The following is a 14602-nucleotide window of genomic DNA, read 5'->3' as shown; positions in this document are numbered from 1 at the left end:
CGCCCGGCGCTCGGTCAGGACGCCGGCGATGTCGCAGGCATTTGCGATGCGATCGATCGGCCCCGTCGCGAACCGCAGGAGGGCGCGGCCAAATCCGGTCACGAGAGCTATGGCGTCATCGACGAAGGTGGAGGTGATATCAACAGCGAGGGTTTGCATTTTGCAGGTCTCCGGGTTAACTTGAACATTGTTCAAGTGAGTATCCTGAAAATGAACAATGTTCAAGACGAATCGTTGCGAGATCGAAAAAAGTCTCGCCGGCGGCAGCAGATCGTGGAGATCGCTCGCGGCATTATTGCAACTAAGGGATTGAAAGCGTTGAAAGTCCGGGACGTTGCGGACGCCGCCGGCTGCTCGGTTGGCAGCGTCTATAACGAGTTCGGTGACTTCGACGGCGTGATCCTGACTGTGAATCGGGAGACTGTTAATGCGCTAACGGTGCGGCTGGGCCAGGTCCCAGCCGAGGATCCGGTTCGCCAGCTCTACGGGCTGGCCGCGACCTATCTCGAATTCTTCGCGGAGCACGCCAATCTGCTGCGCTCGCTGTTCGAACATCGGATGGAGGACGACCGCCCTTACCCCGATGACATCCTTCAGATGGTGATGGACGCCTTCGCGCTGATGCAAGCGCCCCTGGTGCGGCTGCTTCCGAATGCAGACGACGTGCAGATCGCGCTGCTGTCACGCACCCTGTTTTCCGCCGTGCACGGGATCATCTCACTCGGCCTCGAAGAGCGCATGGTGGCCGTACCGCCGCAAATGCTGCGCCAGCAGGTCGAACAATTTCTGGATGCGCATCTCGCGGGCCTCGGGATTCTGCCCATGCGATAAAGTGCTGAGCGCTGCTATGCGCTGGCGGACTTGCGTTGCCGAGAGGTGACGACGATGACGTCCGTCGTCCCGTTGTCGACCTGAACACGGTTGCGTCCGTTCTCCTTGGCGCGATAGCAGGCGGCATCCGCGCGCCGCATCGCGTCCTCGAGCGTGGCGTTGCCGTCGGTGATGCAGGCAACGCCGATGCTGGCGGTCACGGCAAAGCAACGATCGTCCCAGGCGAAGACGGATAGATCGAGCGCCCGGCGCAGCCGTTCGGCGATATCGACGGCGTCGTACGGCGTGCATTGCGGAAGGATTAGGCCGAATTCGTCACCGCCGAGCCGGGCCACCAGGTCATGCGGCCGCCGCTCCTGCTGCAGGAGGCGCGAGATCTGGCGGAGCAGGCGGTCGCCGGCGAGGTGACCGCAGCTGTCGTTGACGTCCTTGAACTGGTCGAGATCGAGCAGGATCAGGCCCAGCGAACCCGCCGCGATGTCGTCCAGCTCGCTTTGCAGGCGCGCCTCGAAGGCGCGACGGTTGGACAGGCCGGTCAGCCAATCGTGCGATGCCTGCCAGGCCAGGCGCTCCTTCTCGGCATGCAGGGCATCCTCGAACGCCTGTCGTTGCAGCACCAATCGCCGCGTGTGCCAGATCAGGAGCAGGATCAGCGTCATGGCTGTGACGATATTGACGCCAGTCAGCGTCATCTTAATGGCGCGGGAGCCTTCGCCGAGAACGGTGGAGAACCGGTTGGCGTGCACCGTGAACTGGGTGTTGAGCTCCGACAGCCGCGACGACAACAATTGCAGGCGGTTGCCGTCCTGAACCGGCCCGTTCTTCAGCTCTGACCGGATGACCTCGCCGAACACGCTGAGCTCCAGTAGCATGGGGTCGGTGGCAGCCCACTCGCGGATCGCTTCCTTGAGAAAGCTGACTTGTTTGAAGTAGCGAAACAGCCAAATCAATCCCGGCACGTCATCGGGATGGTTGCCGCCTTGCAGGAAGCCGATGCGGGCCGCCTCGACGTCGACCGGATCGCGCTCGAGCGCCCAGCGCGCGAACTCGTCGCCGATGGGAACGGCCAGCGAGGTCTGATATTGCGCAAACTGGCTGGCGTCGCCCGAATGCAGATAGAGATTGAGGAAATAGACGGCGTTCTTCTGCGAGCGCGACCACAAGGCTTCGCCCGCGACATAGGCGCGGACCGAGGACATCACCTCCAGGCTGAATCCGGCAATCGCGGCCTGCAGCAGGACGACCGTGACGAAAGGCGAGACCAGCTTGATGACGTGAAGGAAGCTGCGTCCCTTCGTTGACGGCGCTGTTCTGCGAAACACTTTGCGTTTCCCCAAGTCGCTCGACGACCCCAGCGGAGCGATCCGCTCATAACGCGGATTACGCGCGAAAGGTGCTTAACTCGACTTGAAAATGCCGGGAGACTGCGTCGCAGGGTGAAGGCATTGTGAAGCGGATGCTGGCAGATCGTTGCAAATGCCGCCGAACCGGAACTGACGCGGCATCGGCGCCGATGTCGCGCATTCGCCCCAGGTGGTTTACCCGATGGAGAGAGATTGCTCTGGCGCTAGACCAGCACCGGCTTGCGCACGCGGCCGGCGTCGCCGAACACGCGCAAATAGCGCTCGATCTCCGAGGGCAGGCCGGTCGCCTTCTCGGGATTGTCGGAGAGCTTGACGGCCGGATGTCCGTCGACCGACGACACCTTGCAGACCAGCGAAATCGGATCGAGATTGAACGAGCCGTCGGGTGTGCAGCCGACGAAATCATTGGTGAGATTGGTCCCCCAGCCGAAGGAGAGCCGCACCCGGCCGGTGAAGTGGTGGTAGGTCTCCTCGATCGAGCCCACGTCCATCGCGTCGGAGAACACCAGCAGCTTGTCCTTGGGATTGCGGCCCTTCTGCTCCCACCATTTCATAATCTCCTCGCCGGCCTGGATCGGCGGCGCGCTGTCGGGGCGGAAGCCGGTCCAGTCGGCGACCCATTCCGGCGCATCGCGCAGGAATGCCTTGGTGCCGAAAGCGTCGGGCAGCGCGATCAGGAGGTTGCCGCCATAGGTCTGGCGCCACTGGTCGAGGATGCGATAGGGGGCCCACCGCAACTCCTCGTCGTCCTTGGCGAGCGCCGCCGCGACCATCGGCAGCTCATGGGCGTTGGTGCCGATGGCTTCGAGATCATTGTCCATCGCGAGCAGCACGTTGGAGGTACCGATGAAGGACGGGCCCAGGCCCTCCTTCACGGCCTCGACGCACCAGCGCTGCCAGAGGAAGCCATGGCGGCGACGAGTGCCGAAATCGGACAGCCGCAAGCCATCCAGCTTGCGCAGCCGCTCCACCTTGGTCCACAGCTTGGCCTTGGCGCGGGCATAGAGCACGTCGAGCTCGAAGCGGCCGCGGCCCTTCATCGCGGCCCGCGAGCGCAATTCGTTGAGGATGGCGAGCGCAGGAATCTCCCACATCGTGGTGTGGCTCCACGGCCCGTGGAAGTGCAGCTCGTACTGGCCTTCGACCTTGCGCAGCTCGTATTCGGGCAGCCGGAATTCGGCGAGCCAGCGGATGAAGTCCGCCGAGAACATGTGGGTCTTGCCGTAGAAAGTGTTGCCGGCAAGCCAGATCAGCTCTTTCTTGGTGAAGCGGATGGTGCGGGCGTGGTCGAGCTGGGCGCGCAGTTCGCCCTCGTCGATGATCTCGGCGAGCCGGACATGGCGCGATCGGTTGATGACCGAGAATGTCACCTGCTGATTCGGGTAAGATTCCCGAATCATTTGCAACATCAATAGCTTGTAGAAGTCCGTATCAAGCAGGCTGCGGATGATGGGATCCAGCCGCCAGCTGTGATTGTAGGTCCGGCTCGCAATGTCGGTCACTGTCATGGGGGAATTCTAGCGTGGCGGCCCCGGCGCAACCAGTGGGTTTGACGGGGATCAGGTTTTCGCGGGGGCGGGGTGCGAGGCCGTCGCCGCCACGGTCTCGAGCTGGCCTCTGATCCAGCGATGCGCCGGGTCCTTCTGATAGCGCTGGTGCCAAACCACGTACATCGGCAGCTCGGCCAGGGTTCGCGTGCGCGAGGCCAGCGGAATCCGCACCTGCGCGAAGCCGTGCATCACGCCGGGCGCCAGCAGGCTCGGCATGCTCGCCAGCATCTGCGAGCCACGCAGGAAGGACGGCACGCCGGAGAAGCTCGGCACCGAGATCGCGATGTCGCGGTGGAAGCCGTTGGCTGCAAGCCGGCGGTCGAAGTCGAGCCGCTCATTGTCAGTGTAGACCACCGTGATGTGACGCGCCGCGAGATAGGCGCCGCGCGTAGCCGGCGCGGCACGCGCTTGGGGGTCGTAGTAACAAACGTAATGGTCTTGCAGCAGGCGCTTCTGCACGATGTCCACGCCGGATGGCGGCAGCGGCGTGATCAGCAGATCGCAGCGGTTTTCGCGCAGCATCGCGGGCGAGGGCGACTGCGAGGGGATCACGCGCAGGTTCAAGCTCGTCACTTGCGCGGCGACATGATCGAAGAACCGCGGCAGCAGCAGGTCGCGCTGGAAGTCGTTCGCGGCGATTGTCAGCGAAAGCTGCGCACTCGCCGGCTCGAACGTGACGCCGCCGGCAAAGCTCCGCATCTCGTCGATCAGCGCTCGCGCCTTTGCCGCGAGCGCCTGGGCGTGCGCCGTGGCCACAATGCCGCGGCCGGATTTGGCAAACAGCGGATCGCCGACGATCCGCCGCAGCTTGTTGAGGGCGTGGCTGACCGCGGATTGCGTCAGGCCGAGCCGCGTTGCGGCGGCCGTCACCGATCCTTCTTCCAGCACCGCCAGGAACAGCTCCAGCGCGTGGCCATCAAGCGCCAAATGATCGATTTTGTTCATGGAATTCATTATAATTGATCTATTTGTCTTGAGAATAGCCCGCGCCATCATCTCCCGATAAATCGTGCGCCCAAACGGGGCGCCAGAGGGAGAGACAACGCCGATGCATGCCCAGGCGCCAGCCTTGCGGGATCCCCGCCTCAACCACCCCGAGCCGTTCGCGCCGCCGCTCGGTGACGGCGGTTTCTTCCAGCGCGACCGTTCCATGCATCCGCCCGCGCACGCGCCGGGCTACAAATCCTCGGTGCTGCGTTCGCCGCGCCAGGCGCTGCTGTCGCTTGAGAACTCGGTCTCGGAGATTACGGGCCCGGTGTTCGGTCACAACGACCTCGGCGCGCTCGACAATGATTTGATCCGCAACTACGCCAAGGACGGCGATCCCGTCGGCGAGCGCATCATCGTCCACGGCCGCGTGCTGGACGAGACCGGCCGCGGCGTGCCGAACACGCTGGTCGAGTTCTGGCAAGCCAATGCCGGCGGCCGGTACCGGCACAAGAAGGACACGTATCTGGCGCCGATCGATCCGAATTTCGGCGGTTGCGGCCGCGCGCTGACCGACGACACGGGCTACTATTATTTTCGTACCGTGAAGCCGGGACCCTATCCCTGGCGTAACTACGTCAACAGCTGGCGTCCCGCTCACATCCACTTCTCGGTGTTCGGCTCGGGCTTCGCACAACGTCTGATCACCCAGATGTACTTTGACGGCGATCCCCTGATCCCGGTCTGCCCGATCCTGACGACGATCCCGGACAAGGATGCGCTGGAGCGTCTCGTCGCGCCGCTCGACCTCAACGCATCCACACCGTTCGACTCGCTCGCCTACCGCTTCGACATCGCCTTGCGCGGCCAGCGCTCCACCTACTTTGAAAACCGCACCGCAGGGAACTAGGTCCATGCCGCAGCCGCTCAACTACCTCAAGGAAACCGCCTCGCAGACGGCCGGGCCCTACGTCCATATCGGGTTGATCCCGGCCATGGCCGGCTTCGACATTTTCGAGAAGAATTTCTCCAACGTGCTGGTGACGCCGAACACGCAAGGCGAACGCATCACGCTGGAGGGCAAGGTGATCGACGGCAGCGGCACGCCGCTTCGCGACGTGCTGCTGGAGATCTGGCAGGCCAACGCGGCCGGCCGCTATAGCCATCCGGCCGACCGGTCGACCGGCGCGCTCGACGAGGAATTTCGTGGCTGGGGCCGCGCCGGCTCCGACTTCGAGAGCGGTCTCGTCACCTTCGAGACCATCAAGCCGGGCGCAATCATCGACAAGACCGGCTGCAAAGGCGCTCCGCACATCAATGTCTGGATCGTCGCGCGCGGTATCAACATCGGTCTCAACACGCGTCTCTATTTTTCGGACGAAGAGGTCGCCAACGCCGCCGACCCCGTGCTCAACCTGATCGAGCATCCGGTCCGGCGCTCGACGCTGATCGCAAAGCGCAGCGAACGCGCTGGCAAGATCGTGTATTCCTTCACGATCAATTTGCAGGGGCCGGAAGAGACGGTGTTCTTCGACGTGTGATCGTCTCAGGTCTCCTCGCCGTGGAGCTGCGCGCGAAAGGCGCGCGGCGACACGCCCGTGGCGGCGGCGTAGACCCGGCTGAAATAGGCGGGGTCCTCGAAGCCCAGCGCATAGGCGATCGTCGAGACCGGCAAATTGGTGTAGACGAGGTTGCGCCGCGCCTCGCGGATCAGCCGGTTGAGGATCAGGTGCGAGGCGGTGTCGCCGGTTGCCGTCCGCGTCACCCGGTTGAGATGGGTCGTCGTGATCGACAGCGCACCCGCATAGTCCGCAACGCTCCAGCGTTCCAGATGATGCTGTTCCAGCAGCGCCTCGAAGCGGCGGAATAGTCCGCTTTCAGCCGTGCCGTTGCCACCGCCCTCGCCGGTGAGCGCGCGGGCCACCAGCCCGATCATGGCCGCCGACAGTGCACGCAGCACGTGCGCCCGGCCGAAATCGCGTGCGGCGTGTTCGGCAAAGATCTGCTTCATGGTGATCCGGATCTGCGGCGTGCCGCGTATCACGGCCGAACGCGACAAGGCACCTCGCAGTCCTTCGGAGGCGAGCAGCGCTTCGTCCAATATTTCCGCGGCAATGGTCAGAACCCAGCCCTGGGTATCAGGCACGAAACGGAAGCCGTGGACGTGGCCGACAGGCACGTTGACGATTTGCATCGGCTTCAGCTGCACCACGCGCCCGTCGAGCGTGGCTTCGCCGCCGCCGCGCTCGATCAGCAGCACCTGGTGCAGTCGGGCATGGCGGTGCACGGCCAGCGTCCAGTCGTGCAGCACCGAGCGCGAGGCAATCGTCTCGCAATGCACGACATCGGGCAGATCGCCGGACTCGCCGAACAGATTGTAGACCCGGATTGCCGGGGCGGGGGCTGCGCGTCTCATGTTCGAATAGTACAAGACAAAGACGAAAGCCTCCATCGGTCAGCGGCGCTGAATCTGCAAGAAAGTGCAGAGGAGGACGCAAAAATGAAAGTTCAGGTCTGTATCATCGGCGGCGGGCCGTCCGGGCTGCTGTTGTCCCAGCTCCTGCACCTCAAGGGCATCGACACGGTCGTGCTGGAAAAATCCAGCCGCGACCACGTGCTTGCCCGGATCCGGGCCGGCGTGCTCGAGCACGGCTTCGCCAGGCTGATGCGCGAGGCTCAGTGCGGCGAGCGGATGGACCGCGAGGGCGAGATCCACAAGGGATTCGAGATCGCCCATGACGGCGTGCTCTCTCAGATCGACCTTTACAAGCATTCCGGCGGCAATTCGGTGCTGGTCTACGGCCAGACCGAGCTGACGCGCGACCTCTACGAGGCGCGCGACCGCCTCGGCGGCAACGTCGTGCACAACGCCGAGGACGTGACGCCGCATGACCTGACCTCCGACCGGCCTTACGTGACCTATCGTTCGAATGGCGAGACCGTTCGAGTCGATTGCGACTATATCGTCGGCGCCGACGGCTTTCACGGCGTCAGCCGCAAGTCGATCCCGAAGGACGTGCTGCGGGAATACGAAAAGATCTACCCGTTCGGCTGGCTCGGCGTGCTGTCGCGCACGAAACCGGTGTCGCCGGAGCTGATCTATGTGAAGCACGAGCGCGGCTTCGCGCTGTGTTCCTTGCGGTCGCAAGTGCTGAGCCGCTACTACGTCCAGGTGCCGCTCACCGACAAGGTGGAGGACTGGAGCGACGATGCGTTCTGGGCCGAGCTGAAGCGTCGTTTGCCGGACGAGGTCGGCGGCCGCCTGATTACGGGACCGTCCATCGAGAAGAGCATCGCGCCCTTGCGCAGCTTCGTCGCCGAGCCGATGAGCTACGGCCGCCTGTTTCTCGCCGGCGATGCCGCCCACATCGTGCCGCCGACCGGCGCGCGCGGGTTGAACAGCGCCGGCTCAGACATCTATTATCTCTACCACGCCATGCTCGCGCACTATCAGAACGACGATGATTCCGGGCTCCAGGGCTACTCCGCCAAGGCGCTGGCGCGGATCTGGAAGGCGCAACGCTTCTCGTGGTGGATGACGATGCTGCTGCATCGCTTCCCCGACCGGCTCGAATACGAGGACCGGCTCCAGCAGACTGAACTGGAGTATCTCCTTTCGTCCGAAACGGCCCAGCGCCTGCTCGCGGAAAATTATGTGGGGCTGCCGTTCTAGCGTGGAGTGAACCCGAAAAGCGGTGCTACGCTGCACTACTTTCCTTCTAGGATGTTCACCGGAGTCCAATCCGACCCCGGTGGATTTGTAGCGAGCGCAGTCGCGCGCTTGCCAAAAAGCGCTGACGCCGGATCCATTTCCGCCGTTCGCCCGAACGCATCAGCGGCCTTCGCAAATTCCCTTGCCCGCCAGCAGGCCAGCCCTTCCGCGTAAGCCGTGGCCACCTGTTTCTGCCCGGCGCTCTCCGCGCCTTTGTCCGCGAGCGGCTCGAATACCCTGATCGCCTCGCCGCGCCCCAGCACCCGGATCGCATCGAGTTCCCGCCAGGCGAAGCCGTCGCCGGTTTGCGCCATCGTCGATTCCGAGGCCATGATTGCGGTGCCGTAGTATTTGTTGGCGCCTTCGAGCCGCGAAGCGACGTTCACGGTGTCGCTCATCACGGTGTAGTTGAAGCGGCGGCGGGAGCCGATATTGCCGACCACGGCCTCGCCGCTGTTGAGCCCGATGCGGTGCGACAGGCCGCGGCCGGCGAAAGCGGCGCTGCCGGCGTTGAGCTCTGCCAGCTTTGCGTGACACTTCAGCGCGGCATGGACCGCGTGGCGCGCATGCGCGGGATCGTCGGCGGGCGCACCGAACATGGCGACGATGGAATCGCCGATATATTTGTCGACATAGCCGCCATGGCTCTCGATGATGTCGGTCATGGCCGACAGATATTCGTTCATCAGCGTCACCAGCTCGCCCGGCGTCATCGTCTCGGCGATGGAGGAGAAGCCGCTCAGGTCGGAGAAGAACATGGTGACGTTGCGCATTTCGCCGCCGAGCGCAGGCATCTTGCCGGAGGCAACCATGGTGTCGATCACTTCGGGGGCGAGATAGAACGCAAAGCTCTTGCGCAGGAAACGCTCGTCACGATCGGCCAGCACGAAACGGTAGCCGATCATCATCGCGAGCGCGGCAAGGCTTGCGAGTGCCGGCTCCGTCAGCGGCAGCGCCAAGGCATAGACGAATGCACCGACGGCCACGGCGGCGTAAACGGCGGTGAGGACGAACCAGGCGATCATCGCGCCGCCGGGCGCGAACATGCAGGCCGCGCAGGCGATGATTGCCGCGAGCGCGATCGTGACAATGGTCCGTGCCGGAAAGCCGAGTTCGCTCACGGCATCGCGCTCGATCAAGTTCCGGACCGCGGTGGCATGCACGAAGACCCCGGCGATGTCGCTGCGGGCCTTTTGCGCGGTGTTCGCCGAGACGGGTAGGGCGCATCGTGGACCCGGCGTTCCGTCATATCCGTCGGACAGTCGCATCGAGGTGAGCTTGCGATCATCGAAATTCAGGGCGGTGCCGAGCAGCACGACTTTGCCGTCGAAGACGCGGCGGAAAAAATCGCGGTCGCCTTTTTCGACGCAGGCTCGCAGATCGGCGAAGGAGAAAGTCGGAATGTCGCGGCCCAGTCCTCGAAAATTGAGCGCCAGTGTATTCGGTACCGCACTCGGAATTGCATAACCGGACAATTCGGTCGTTCCGGACGGTGCAATCTCGGGCTTTACAGCGAGCGCGCGCGCGGCGAGCTCGACCGCCATCGCGGGGACCGGCTTGCCGTCGATCGAGAAGCTCAGCGGCATCCGCCGGATCACGTCGTCGGTGTCGGTATGGACGTTGAGGGCGCGGATATTGTTTCTCACCGCCAATTGCTGCGCGCGGTCGGGCCTTTCCTGATGGTCGTTGCTCAAGATCTCGCCGAGCACCAGCTTGCCGCTGTCGGAAAGCTTCCGTAGGGCGATGAGATAGTCCCGATCGAAGCCTCTCATGCGGCTGCCCAGCGAGGCGTCGCCGAAGGGAATCTCCGACTGCTCGATCGAGCTTGGAAAGATGACGTCGAAGCCGATGACCTTGGCGCCGCCGTCGTCGATGCTGCCGAGAACCCGGCCGATCTCGCGCGTCCAGGTCTGCGTTGGCGATCCCTTGAACGGCGGAGTGTCGTAGGTCTCGCCGTCGATGGCCACGACGACGACGGGTGATGTCGCGGGATCGCGGTGGTCGCCGACGAGCTTACCGCGCAGTGCCGTGAGGATGTCGAGTGACAGGCCCTGCAGTGTCTGCAACGGCGGAGACGTCACGATGGCGCCTGCAAGAAGCGCAATCAGGATCGCTGCAACGATGTCCCGTCTGCCGATCTGCCGCATCGCCCCGTCGCTAGCTGCCTATTCGAGCCGCAGCAGGCGCCCGACGATCGGCGTCGGCGACGACGTGGCGCTGGGATCGACCTGGAAGGCGTAACGCTTGGTGCCGAGGATGGCGAGATAGCTGCCGCCCGGCGTCAGCGACTTCCCGGCCTTGGCGAAGTCATAGAACTTGCCGCCGACCATCGTCTCGCTCTTGAGGGGAACGCTGATGGTGGGCTCCTTGCCATCGGTGCGTTCGATCACCAGGGTGCTGCCGCTCTTGGCCTGCACCAACGGCGCGATGCCGTAGAGCGTCGGCAGCTTGGCCGGAGCGCTGCCCTTGGCGTCCGACCGCATGGTGCGGAAGGTGGTCGCGGCACTCTGGTTCGCCTCGCGCTCCGACAGTTTTCCCGCGTTGGTATCGCAGGGCACCTTTTCCCGCTTGACCTCGCCGAGTTGCACGGTGCTCTGCTCGGTGCCGACCATGACGACGCCTTCGCTGATGGTCTCGCGCTGGCACGATTTGAGATAGCTGAGCGTAATGGTTGCCTTGGGGCCCAGCTTGATGATCTTGCCCGGCGCCACATAATCCATGAACGCGACACCGTCGACCTTGCCTTGCACGTCCTCGACGATGGCGGCCGGGGTCTCTGCCAAAGCGGGGGCAGCAAGGCAGCACGCGCCGACAACAGCGCCGATCAGGCTTTTCATGGGAATTCTCATCCAGTTCGACCGATATTTGCCCGGTCCCCGTCCAGGGCCGATGCTTAGCAGCGAAACGCCCAGGCAAGTGTGACCGGAATCACTCTCAGATATTGGTGCACTCTATCAGGAAGAGGTTCAAACCGGCGACCGGAGAAAACAGTGCGCCGGCAAGCTGTTGGCCGGATGGATCATGTCATTCGGCTGGGACGGCCTCGACCGGGTGGCCCTCCGCTGCACTCTCTATATCTATAATGGGCGCGAGCGTGGCCTCGGTCTTCTGATACGGCGTCGCCTGCTGACCGGCGGCGATCTCGACCACTTCCTCCCAGCGCGACAGGAAGGCCTCGACACAGGCCGGGTCGAACTGCCGGCCCTGGTTTTCGACCAGATAGTCTCGCGCCACGTTCAGCGGCATCGGCTCTTTATACGGTCGTCGTGTCGTCAAGCCGTCGAAGACGGCGACGACCGATGCCGCTCGTGGTTACCGCCCCCTTGAGTGACGGCCAGAATTGGAGCAGGACTTTCCGCAATAAGTTTCAACAATTTCTCATTTATGCGTCGTAATCTCGCGGTCATGGAAAAGCGCAAAGTACGCCGACGGCGCGTCTTCAAAGCCGCAATGATCCAATTTCCCGGAGGCGCCTTCAGTTGCGTGGTGCGTGACCTCTCGGACGTCGGAGCCCTCTTGGAGGTACCAGGTCAAATTGGTATTCCGCACGAGTTCAGTTTAAGCATTCCGACGGCGGAATTGCAGCGGCCGTGCCGAGCCGTGTGGCGCTCGGCCAAAGGCATCGGGATCGCTTTTGTGTCCGAGGAGACAGTTTTGTCGTAGACGGAAATCTGACTTTCTCCCACGGCTGAAGCATTTCAGGTACAATGCTCATTAGGGGTCGGTTGTGGCATTGTGCTTCTGGTTGAGGATTGATCGCTTATCCGCATGATGATTGCGGACATGCTGGCGGAGCTCGGTCATAGCGTCGCTGGTGAAGCTAAAGATTGCAAAGCGGGCTCTTGTTTACATCTGCATCGGGCATCGATGCAGCCATTCTCGATATACTGCTGGAAACACATAGTTCTGAACCGATCCCAGAATTGCTGAAAGGGACGGGCATTCCGTTTGCGTTTGCTAGCGGATACGGTGCCGACGGGTGCCTGAAAAACCATTCCCTCTCGAAGAGCTTGAACGCGGTTGAGCGTCTCTGTTGCGCTAGCAAAGCCCAGCCGTTTGTTGCAGGACGCGGGCGCTCCGAGAACGGCTTTCGGCATGGGAGGGACGACTGGTCGGGGCTCCCCAAGGTCACCGTACCCGGCTGGAGGCGTCGGCACGAGGAAGCCGTTGACGCGCGCAGCCCGTCTCGCTGTGTCAGACGCCGAACGAACGCGTTATCTGCTTTGCCATGACGAGAACCGCATCGATATATTTCCCGTTTGATACTTGATGATCGCATAACGCCAAAAAAAGTAGCGCGAAAGTAGCAATCATGCATGCTTTGAGCATAACGGTCTCTCCCACGAAGAGACTGCCAACCGAGCAGGTCTAGACGATAACTAGCGGAAACGAAGTCGCTGCCGCGACGAGTTGCTGGCTCTCGACATTAGAAATGACCTATTAAGGTTCCGTAAAATCAGAACTAAAGAGGCAAGTGCCGGCGGGACTGCAGATCTCTGCCGTCGACCCGGCGAGTGCGCCTGATTAGCCTTGCCGCCGCTCACGTTGCGCCACTCTCGAGATCGAAGCTGCCGCTTAGCGGACTTGAAGCCCTTCTGCCACCGGCCAAAACTGGCCTGCTTGCTGATCACTTTTGGACGATTCCAGTTTGCTTTCTGACTATCCCAAGGGGAGAGCGCGGTGCCCGCTGTGCCACCGGCGCAATAGGTTGCCATTTGCACAAAGCTTGGCGATTCGCGAAAGAAGGTCATGAAGGCGGGCGAGAATAGTGGCAGCAAAAGCGAACAAAAGTACCCCGCCGAAGCGGGGTTGTTGATGCGATGCTGGTCAATGCTAACCTTTAGCCATGCATTCTTTGACATACGCCCGCTTCTTCGACAGATGGAGCCCCTGCGTAGAAGCCTCCTTCTTGCAAACCTTCTGCCTCGTGAGCCACTCGGGGCTCTGCGTCGCACTCCCTGCAAGCGCAGGCGTGGCGATTGCGGCTGCCAGCGCAGCGGCTGTGATAATGGAAATGTATTTCATAAAATCTCCAGAAGTGTGATGCACCGAGGACCATGTTAGGTTCCCTGATCACGAAGGCAACGTAGAGGGCGCTCAAAATAGCATCAAACTCGCTCGCGCTTTGAATAATGAAGAGGCAGCCTGGCGAAGAACCATGCAAGCGCGCGCTACCTCCCGTCTTCTGATTTCGGCGAAGTTCGTTTTCATGCCGACTTCTGGTCGTCCACACAGCCGAAAGTTGGCGAGCCGTCGTCCACCGGCAACAGGCACGACGCGTCGCCCCAACTTCCGCTTGTGGCCCTGTCCGCCCTCGATGATCAACTGCAGACTATAGGGCGCTCGTGACCTACGTTCGTCGTTAATCAACCCCGCTGAAGGGCACGCGCCCACACGGCGGTGGAAGGTTCGGGGATGCCGTACCTTGCAGTACCCAGGTCCGGGTGGTTCAAACAATGCAGCGGAGCGCGCGCTGCGGTTTTCCGGAATTCCTTCAAGCGCCGGGGCTGATGTCGATTGCCGCTGTGCGCCGGGTCGAGACCGCCGACGACGGCATAGAATTGTTCTGAGTTTGTCGCCTGCGTTGCGCATGCGGCACCGGCAATTGAGCAATCAGCTTTGCAGTCCGTTAACCGTGCCGCAATACGCGGCGTATGGGTCATTGTCACGCCCTGGAGTTGATTGCAAATACGTCTGAATACTATGACGGATGTTTTTCATGCTGAGCGACGGCAAATATGCGGCCTGGTTCAGGACTCCGCGTGGCCAGGGCACGGGCCTTGTGGACCTTGTCGACGGGCGGATCTCCGGCCGTGACAGCTTCTTCACCTATGGCGGCTCCTATCAGGTCCATGAGCAGGGTTTCACGGCCGTCCTGACCGTTAAACGTCATACCGAGGGCAACCCGAGCGTATTTGGTCCCGATGAGGTCGAGGTCAACCTGACGGGCAAATGCAGCGGCGCGATGGCTACTTGCTCGGGCACAGCGCGAGAGGTGCCAGAGGTTCGGTTCGAGTGCACGCTGATCTATAGTCAGGAAGGAGCACTGCCAGCCGATGCCAAGAGCGCGGTCGTCAAGCTCAATCCCGATAAATTGCCCAAGGGGCTCGACAGCCGGTCGCGGTCGCGGGCGCGGGCGCCATTCGCGCCCGGGTGATTGGGGGGCGTCTCCCGGGTGCGAGTCGGTAGGTAAAGCAAAGCCGCTCGGACGGGCGCCC

14 protein-coding genes are annotated in these 14602 nt (G+C 62.6%); 6 read left to right on the top strand and 8 right to left on the bottom strand.

What is annotated here, in order from left to right; all coding sequences use genetic code 11:
* The first annotated feature begins 210 nt into the window (after positions 1-210).
* Positions 211-831, top strand: coding sequence for a TetR/AcrR family transcriptional regulator (locus tag AC0L3J_RS23895; protein WP_473348576.1), 621 nt, complete (start codon positions 211-213; stop codon positions 829-831).
* Positions 832-845: 14 nt separating this feature from the next.
* Here the strand turns inward: AC0L3J_RS23895 and AC0L3J_RS23890 are convergent, their stop codons facing one another.
* The 3 genes from AC0L3J_RS23890 to AC0L3J_RS23880 form a co-directional block, all read right to left on the bottom strand.
* On the bottom strand, positions 846-2153 hold the full coding sequence (locus AC0L3J_RS23890) for a GGDEF domain-containing protein (protein WP_473348482.1): 1308 nt from the start codon (positions 2151-2153) through the stop codon (positions 846-848).
* 245 nt (positions 2154-2398) lie between these two features.
* Positions 2399-3703, bottom strand: a complete 1305-nt coding sequence (gene pncB, locus AC0L3J_RS23885) for a nicotinate phosphoribosyltransferase (RefSeq protein WP_473348481.1) — start codon at positions 3701-3703, stop codon at positions 2399-2401.
* Positions 3704-3754: 51 nt separating this feature from the next.
* On the bottom strand, positions 3755-4699 hold the full coding sequence (locus AC0L3J_RS23880; RefSeq protein WP_473348480.1) for a LysR family transcriptional regulator: 945 nt from the start codon (positions 4697-4699) through the stop codon (positions 3755-3757).
* Between the two features lie 94 nt (positions 4700-4793).
* Here AC0L3J_RS23880 and pcaH point away from each other — a divergent pair, with 94 nt between their 5' ends.
* Positions 4794-5582 (top strand): protocatechuate 3,4-dioxygenase subunit beta, encoded by a 789-nt coding sequence (pcaH, locus tag AC0L3J_RS23875; protein ID WP_473348479.1) that lies wholly within the window; start codon positions 4794-4796, stop codon positions 5580-5582.
* 4 nt (positions 5583-5586) lie between these two features.
* Positions 5587-6213, top strand: coding sequence for a protocatechuate 3,4-dioxygenase subunit alpha (pcaG, locus tag AC0L3J_RS23870; RefSeq protein WP_473348478.1), 627 nt, complete (start codon positions 5587-5589; stop codon positions 6211-6213).
* 5 nt (positions 6214-6218) lie between these two features.
* Here the strand turns inward: pcaG and AC0L3J_RS23865 are convergent, their stop codons facing one another.
* The gene (locus tag AC0L3J_RS23865; protein WP_473348477.1) at positions 6219-7124 is read right to left on the bottom strand and encodes a helix-turn-helix domain-containing protein; all 906 of its coding nucleotides are present in this window, start codon (positions 7122-7124) and stop codon (positions 6219-6221) included.
* 48 nt (positions 7125-7172) lie between these two features.
* Between AC0L3J_RS23865 and pobA the strand changes: the two genes are divergently transcribed.
* Positions 7173-8345, top strand: coding sequence for a 4-hydroxybenzoate 3-monooxygenase (gene pobA, locus AC0L3J_RS23860; RefSeq protein ID WP_473348476.1), 1173 nt, complete (start codon positions 7173-7175; stop codon positions 8343-8345).
* A gap of 35 nt (positions 8346-8380) precedes the next feature.
* Here the strand turns inward: pobA and AC0L3J_RS23855 are convergent, their stop codons facing one another.
* The 3 genes from AC0L3J_RS23855 to AC0L3J_RS23845 all read right to left on the bottom strand — a co-directional run bounded on the left by AC0L3J_RS23855 (position 8381) and on the right by AC0L3J_RS23845 (position 11630).
* Entirely contained in the window at positions 8381-10531 is a 2151-nt protein-coding gene (locus tag AC0L3J_RS23855; RefSeq protein WP_473348475.1) for a CHASE2 domain-containing protein, read from the bottom strand.
* Between the two features lie 18 nt (positions 10532-10549).
* Positions 10550-11221, bottom strand: coding sequence for a hypothetical protein (locus AC0L3J_RS23850; protein ID WP_473348474.1), 672 nt, complete (start codon positions 11219-11221; stop codon positions 10550-10552).
* Positions 11222-11408: 187 nt separating this feature from the next.
* Positions 11409-11630: a hypothetical protein gene (locus AC0L3J_RS23845; RefSeq protein ID WP_473348473.1), complete on the bottom strand. Its 222-nt coding sequence runs from the start codon at positions 11628-11630 to the stop codon at positions 11409-11411.
* A gap of 138 nt (positions 11631-11768) precedes the next feature.
* On the opposite strand from AC0L3J_RS23845, the gene AC0L3J_RS23840 reads away from it, so the two are divergent.
* Positions 11769-12047, top strand: a complete 279-nt coding sequence (locus AC0L3J_RS23840; RefSeq protein WP_027516149.1) for a PilZ domain-containing protein — start codon at positions 11769-11771, stop codon at positions 12045-12047.
* Positions 12048-12763: 716 nt separating this feature from the next.
* Here the strand turns inward: AC0L3J_RS23840 and AC0L3J_RS23835 are convergent.
* On the bottom strand, positions 12764-13246 hold the full coding sequence (locus tag AC0L3J_RS23835) for a hypothetical protein (protein WP_473348472.1): 483 nt from the start codon (positions 13244-13246) through the stop codon (positions 12764-12766).
* An 857-nt stretch (positions 13247-14103) separates the two neighbouring features.
* Here AC0L3J_RS23835 and AC0L3J_RS23830 point away from each other — a divergent pair.
* Complete coding sequence (locus AC0L3J_RS23830; protein WP_473282283.1) at positions 14104-14541, top strand: hypothetical protein; 438 nt, start codon at positions 14104-14106, stop codon at positions 14539-14541.
* Positions 14542-14602: the final 61 nt, after the last annotated feature.

The organism is Bradyrhizobium sp. Kon37 (assembly GCF_055807535.1).
Note: the sequence above shows the minus strand (reverse complement) of the source record. Positions and strands in the feature narration are given on the sequence as shown.

Bases quoted from the DNA above. Each gene is read 5' to 3' on its own strand.
- pobA (WP_473348476.1), top strand. From the start codon at position 7,173: ATGAAAGTTCAGGTCTGTATCATCGGCGGCGGGCCGTCCGGGCTGCTG.
- AC0L3J_RS23855 (WP_473348475.1), bottom strand. From the start codon at position 10,531: ATGCGGCAGATCGGCAGACGGGACATCGTTGCAGCGATCCTGATTGCG.
- pncB (WP_473348481.1), bottom strand. From the start codon at position 3,703: ATGACAGTGACCGACATTGCGAGCCGGACCTACAATCACAGCTGGCGG.
- pcaH (WP_473348479.1), top strand. From the start codon at position 4,794: ATGCATGCCCAGGCGCCAGCCTTGCGGGATCCCCGCCTCAACCACCCC.
- AC0L3J_RS23865 (WP_473348477.1), bottom strand. From the start codon at position 7,124: ATGGAGGCTTTCGTCTTTGTCTTGTACTATTCGAACATGAGACGCGCA.
- AC0L3J_RS23840 (WP_027516149.1), top strand. From the start codon at position 11,769: ATGCGTCGTAATCTCGCGGTCATGGAAAAGCGCAAAGTACGCCGACGG.
- AC0L3J_RS23880 (WP_473348480.1), bottom strand. From the start codon at position 4,699: ATGAATTCCATGAACAAAATCGATCATTTGGCGCTTGATGGCCACGCG.
- AC0L3J_RS23845 (WP_473348473.1), bottom strand. From the start codon at position 11,630: ATGCCGCTGAACGTGGCGCGAGACTATCTGGTCGAAAACCAGGGCCGG.
- pcaG (WP_473348478.1), top strand. From the start codon at position 5,587: ATGCCGCAGCCGCTCAACTACCTCAAGGAAACCGCCTCGCAGACGGCC.
- AC0L3J_RS23830 (WP_473282283.1), top strand. From the start codon at position 14,104: ATGCTGAGCGACGGCAAATATGCGGCCTGGTTCAGGACTCCGCGTGGC.
- AC0L3J_RS23835 (WP_473348472.1), bottom strand. From the start codon at position 13,246: ATGTCAAAGAATGCATGGCTAAAGGTTAGCATTGACCAGCATCGCATC.
- AC0L3J_RS23895 (WP_473348576.1), top strand. From the start codon at position 211: ATGAACAATGTTCAAGACGAATCGTTGCGAGATCGAAAAAAGTCTCGC.
- AC0L3J_RS23850 (WP_473348474.1), bottom strand. From the start codon at position 11,221: ATGAAAAGCCTGATCGGCGCTGTTGTCGGCGCGTGCTGCCTTGCTGCC.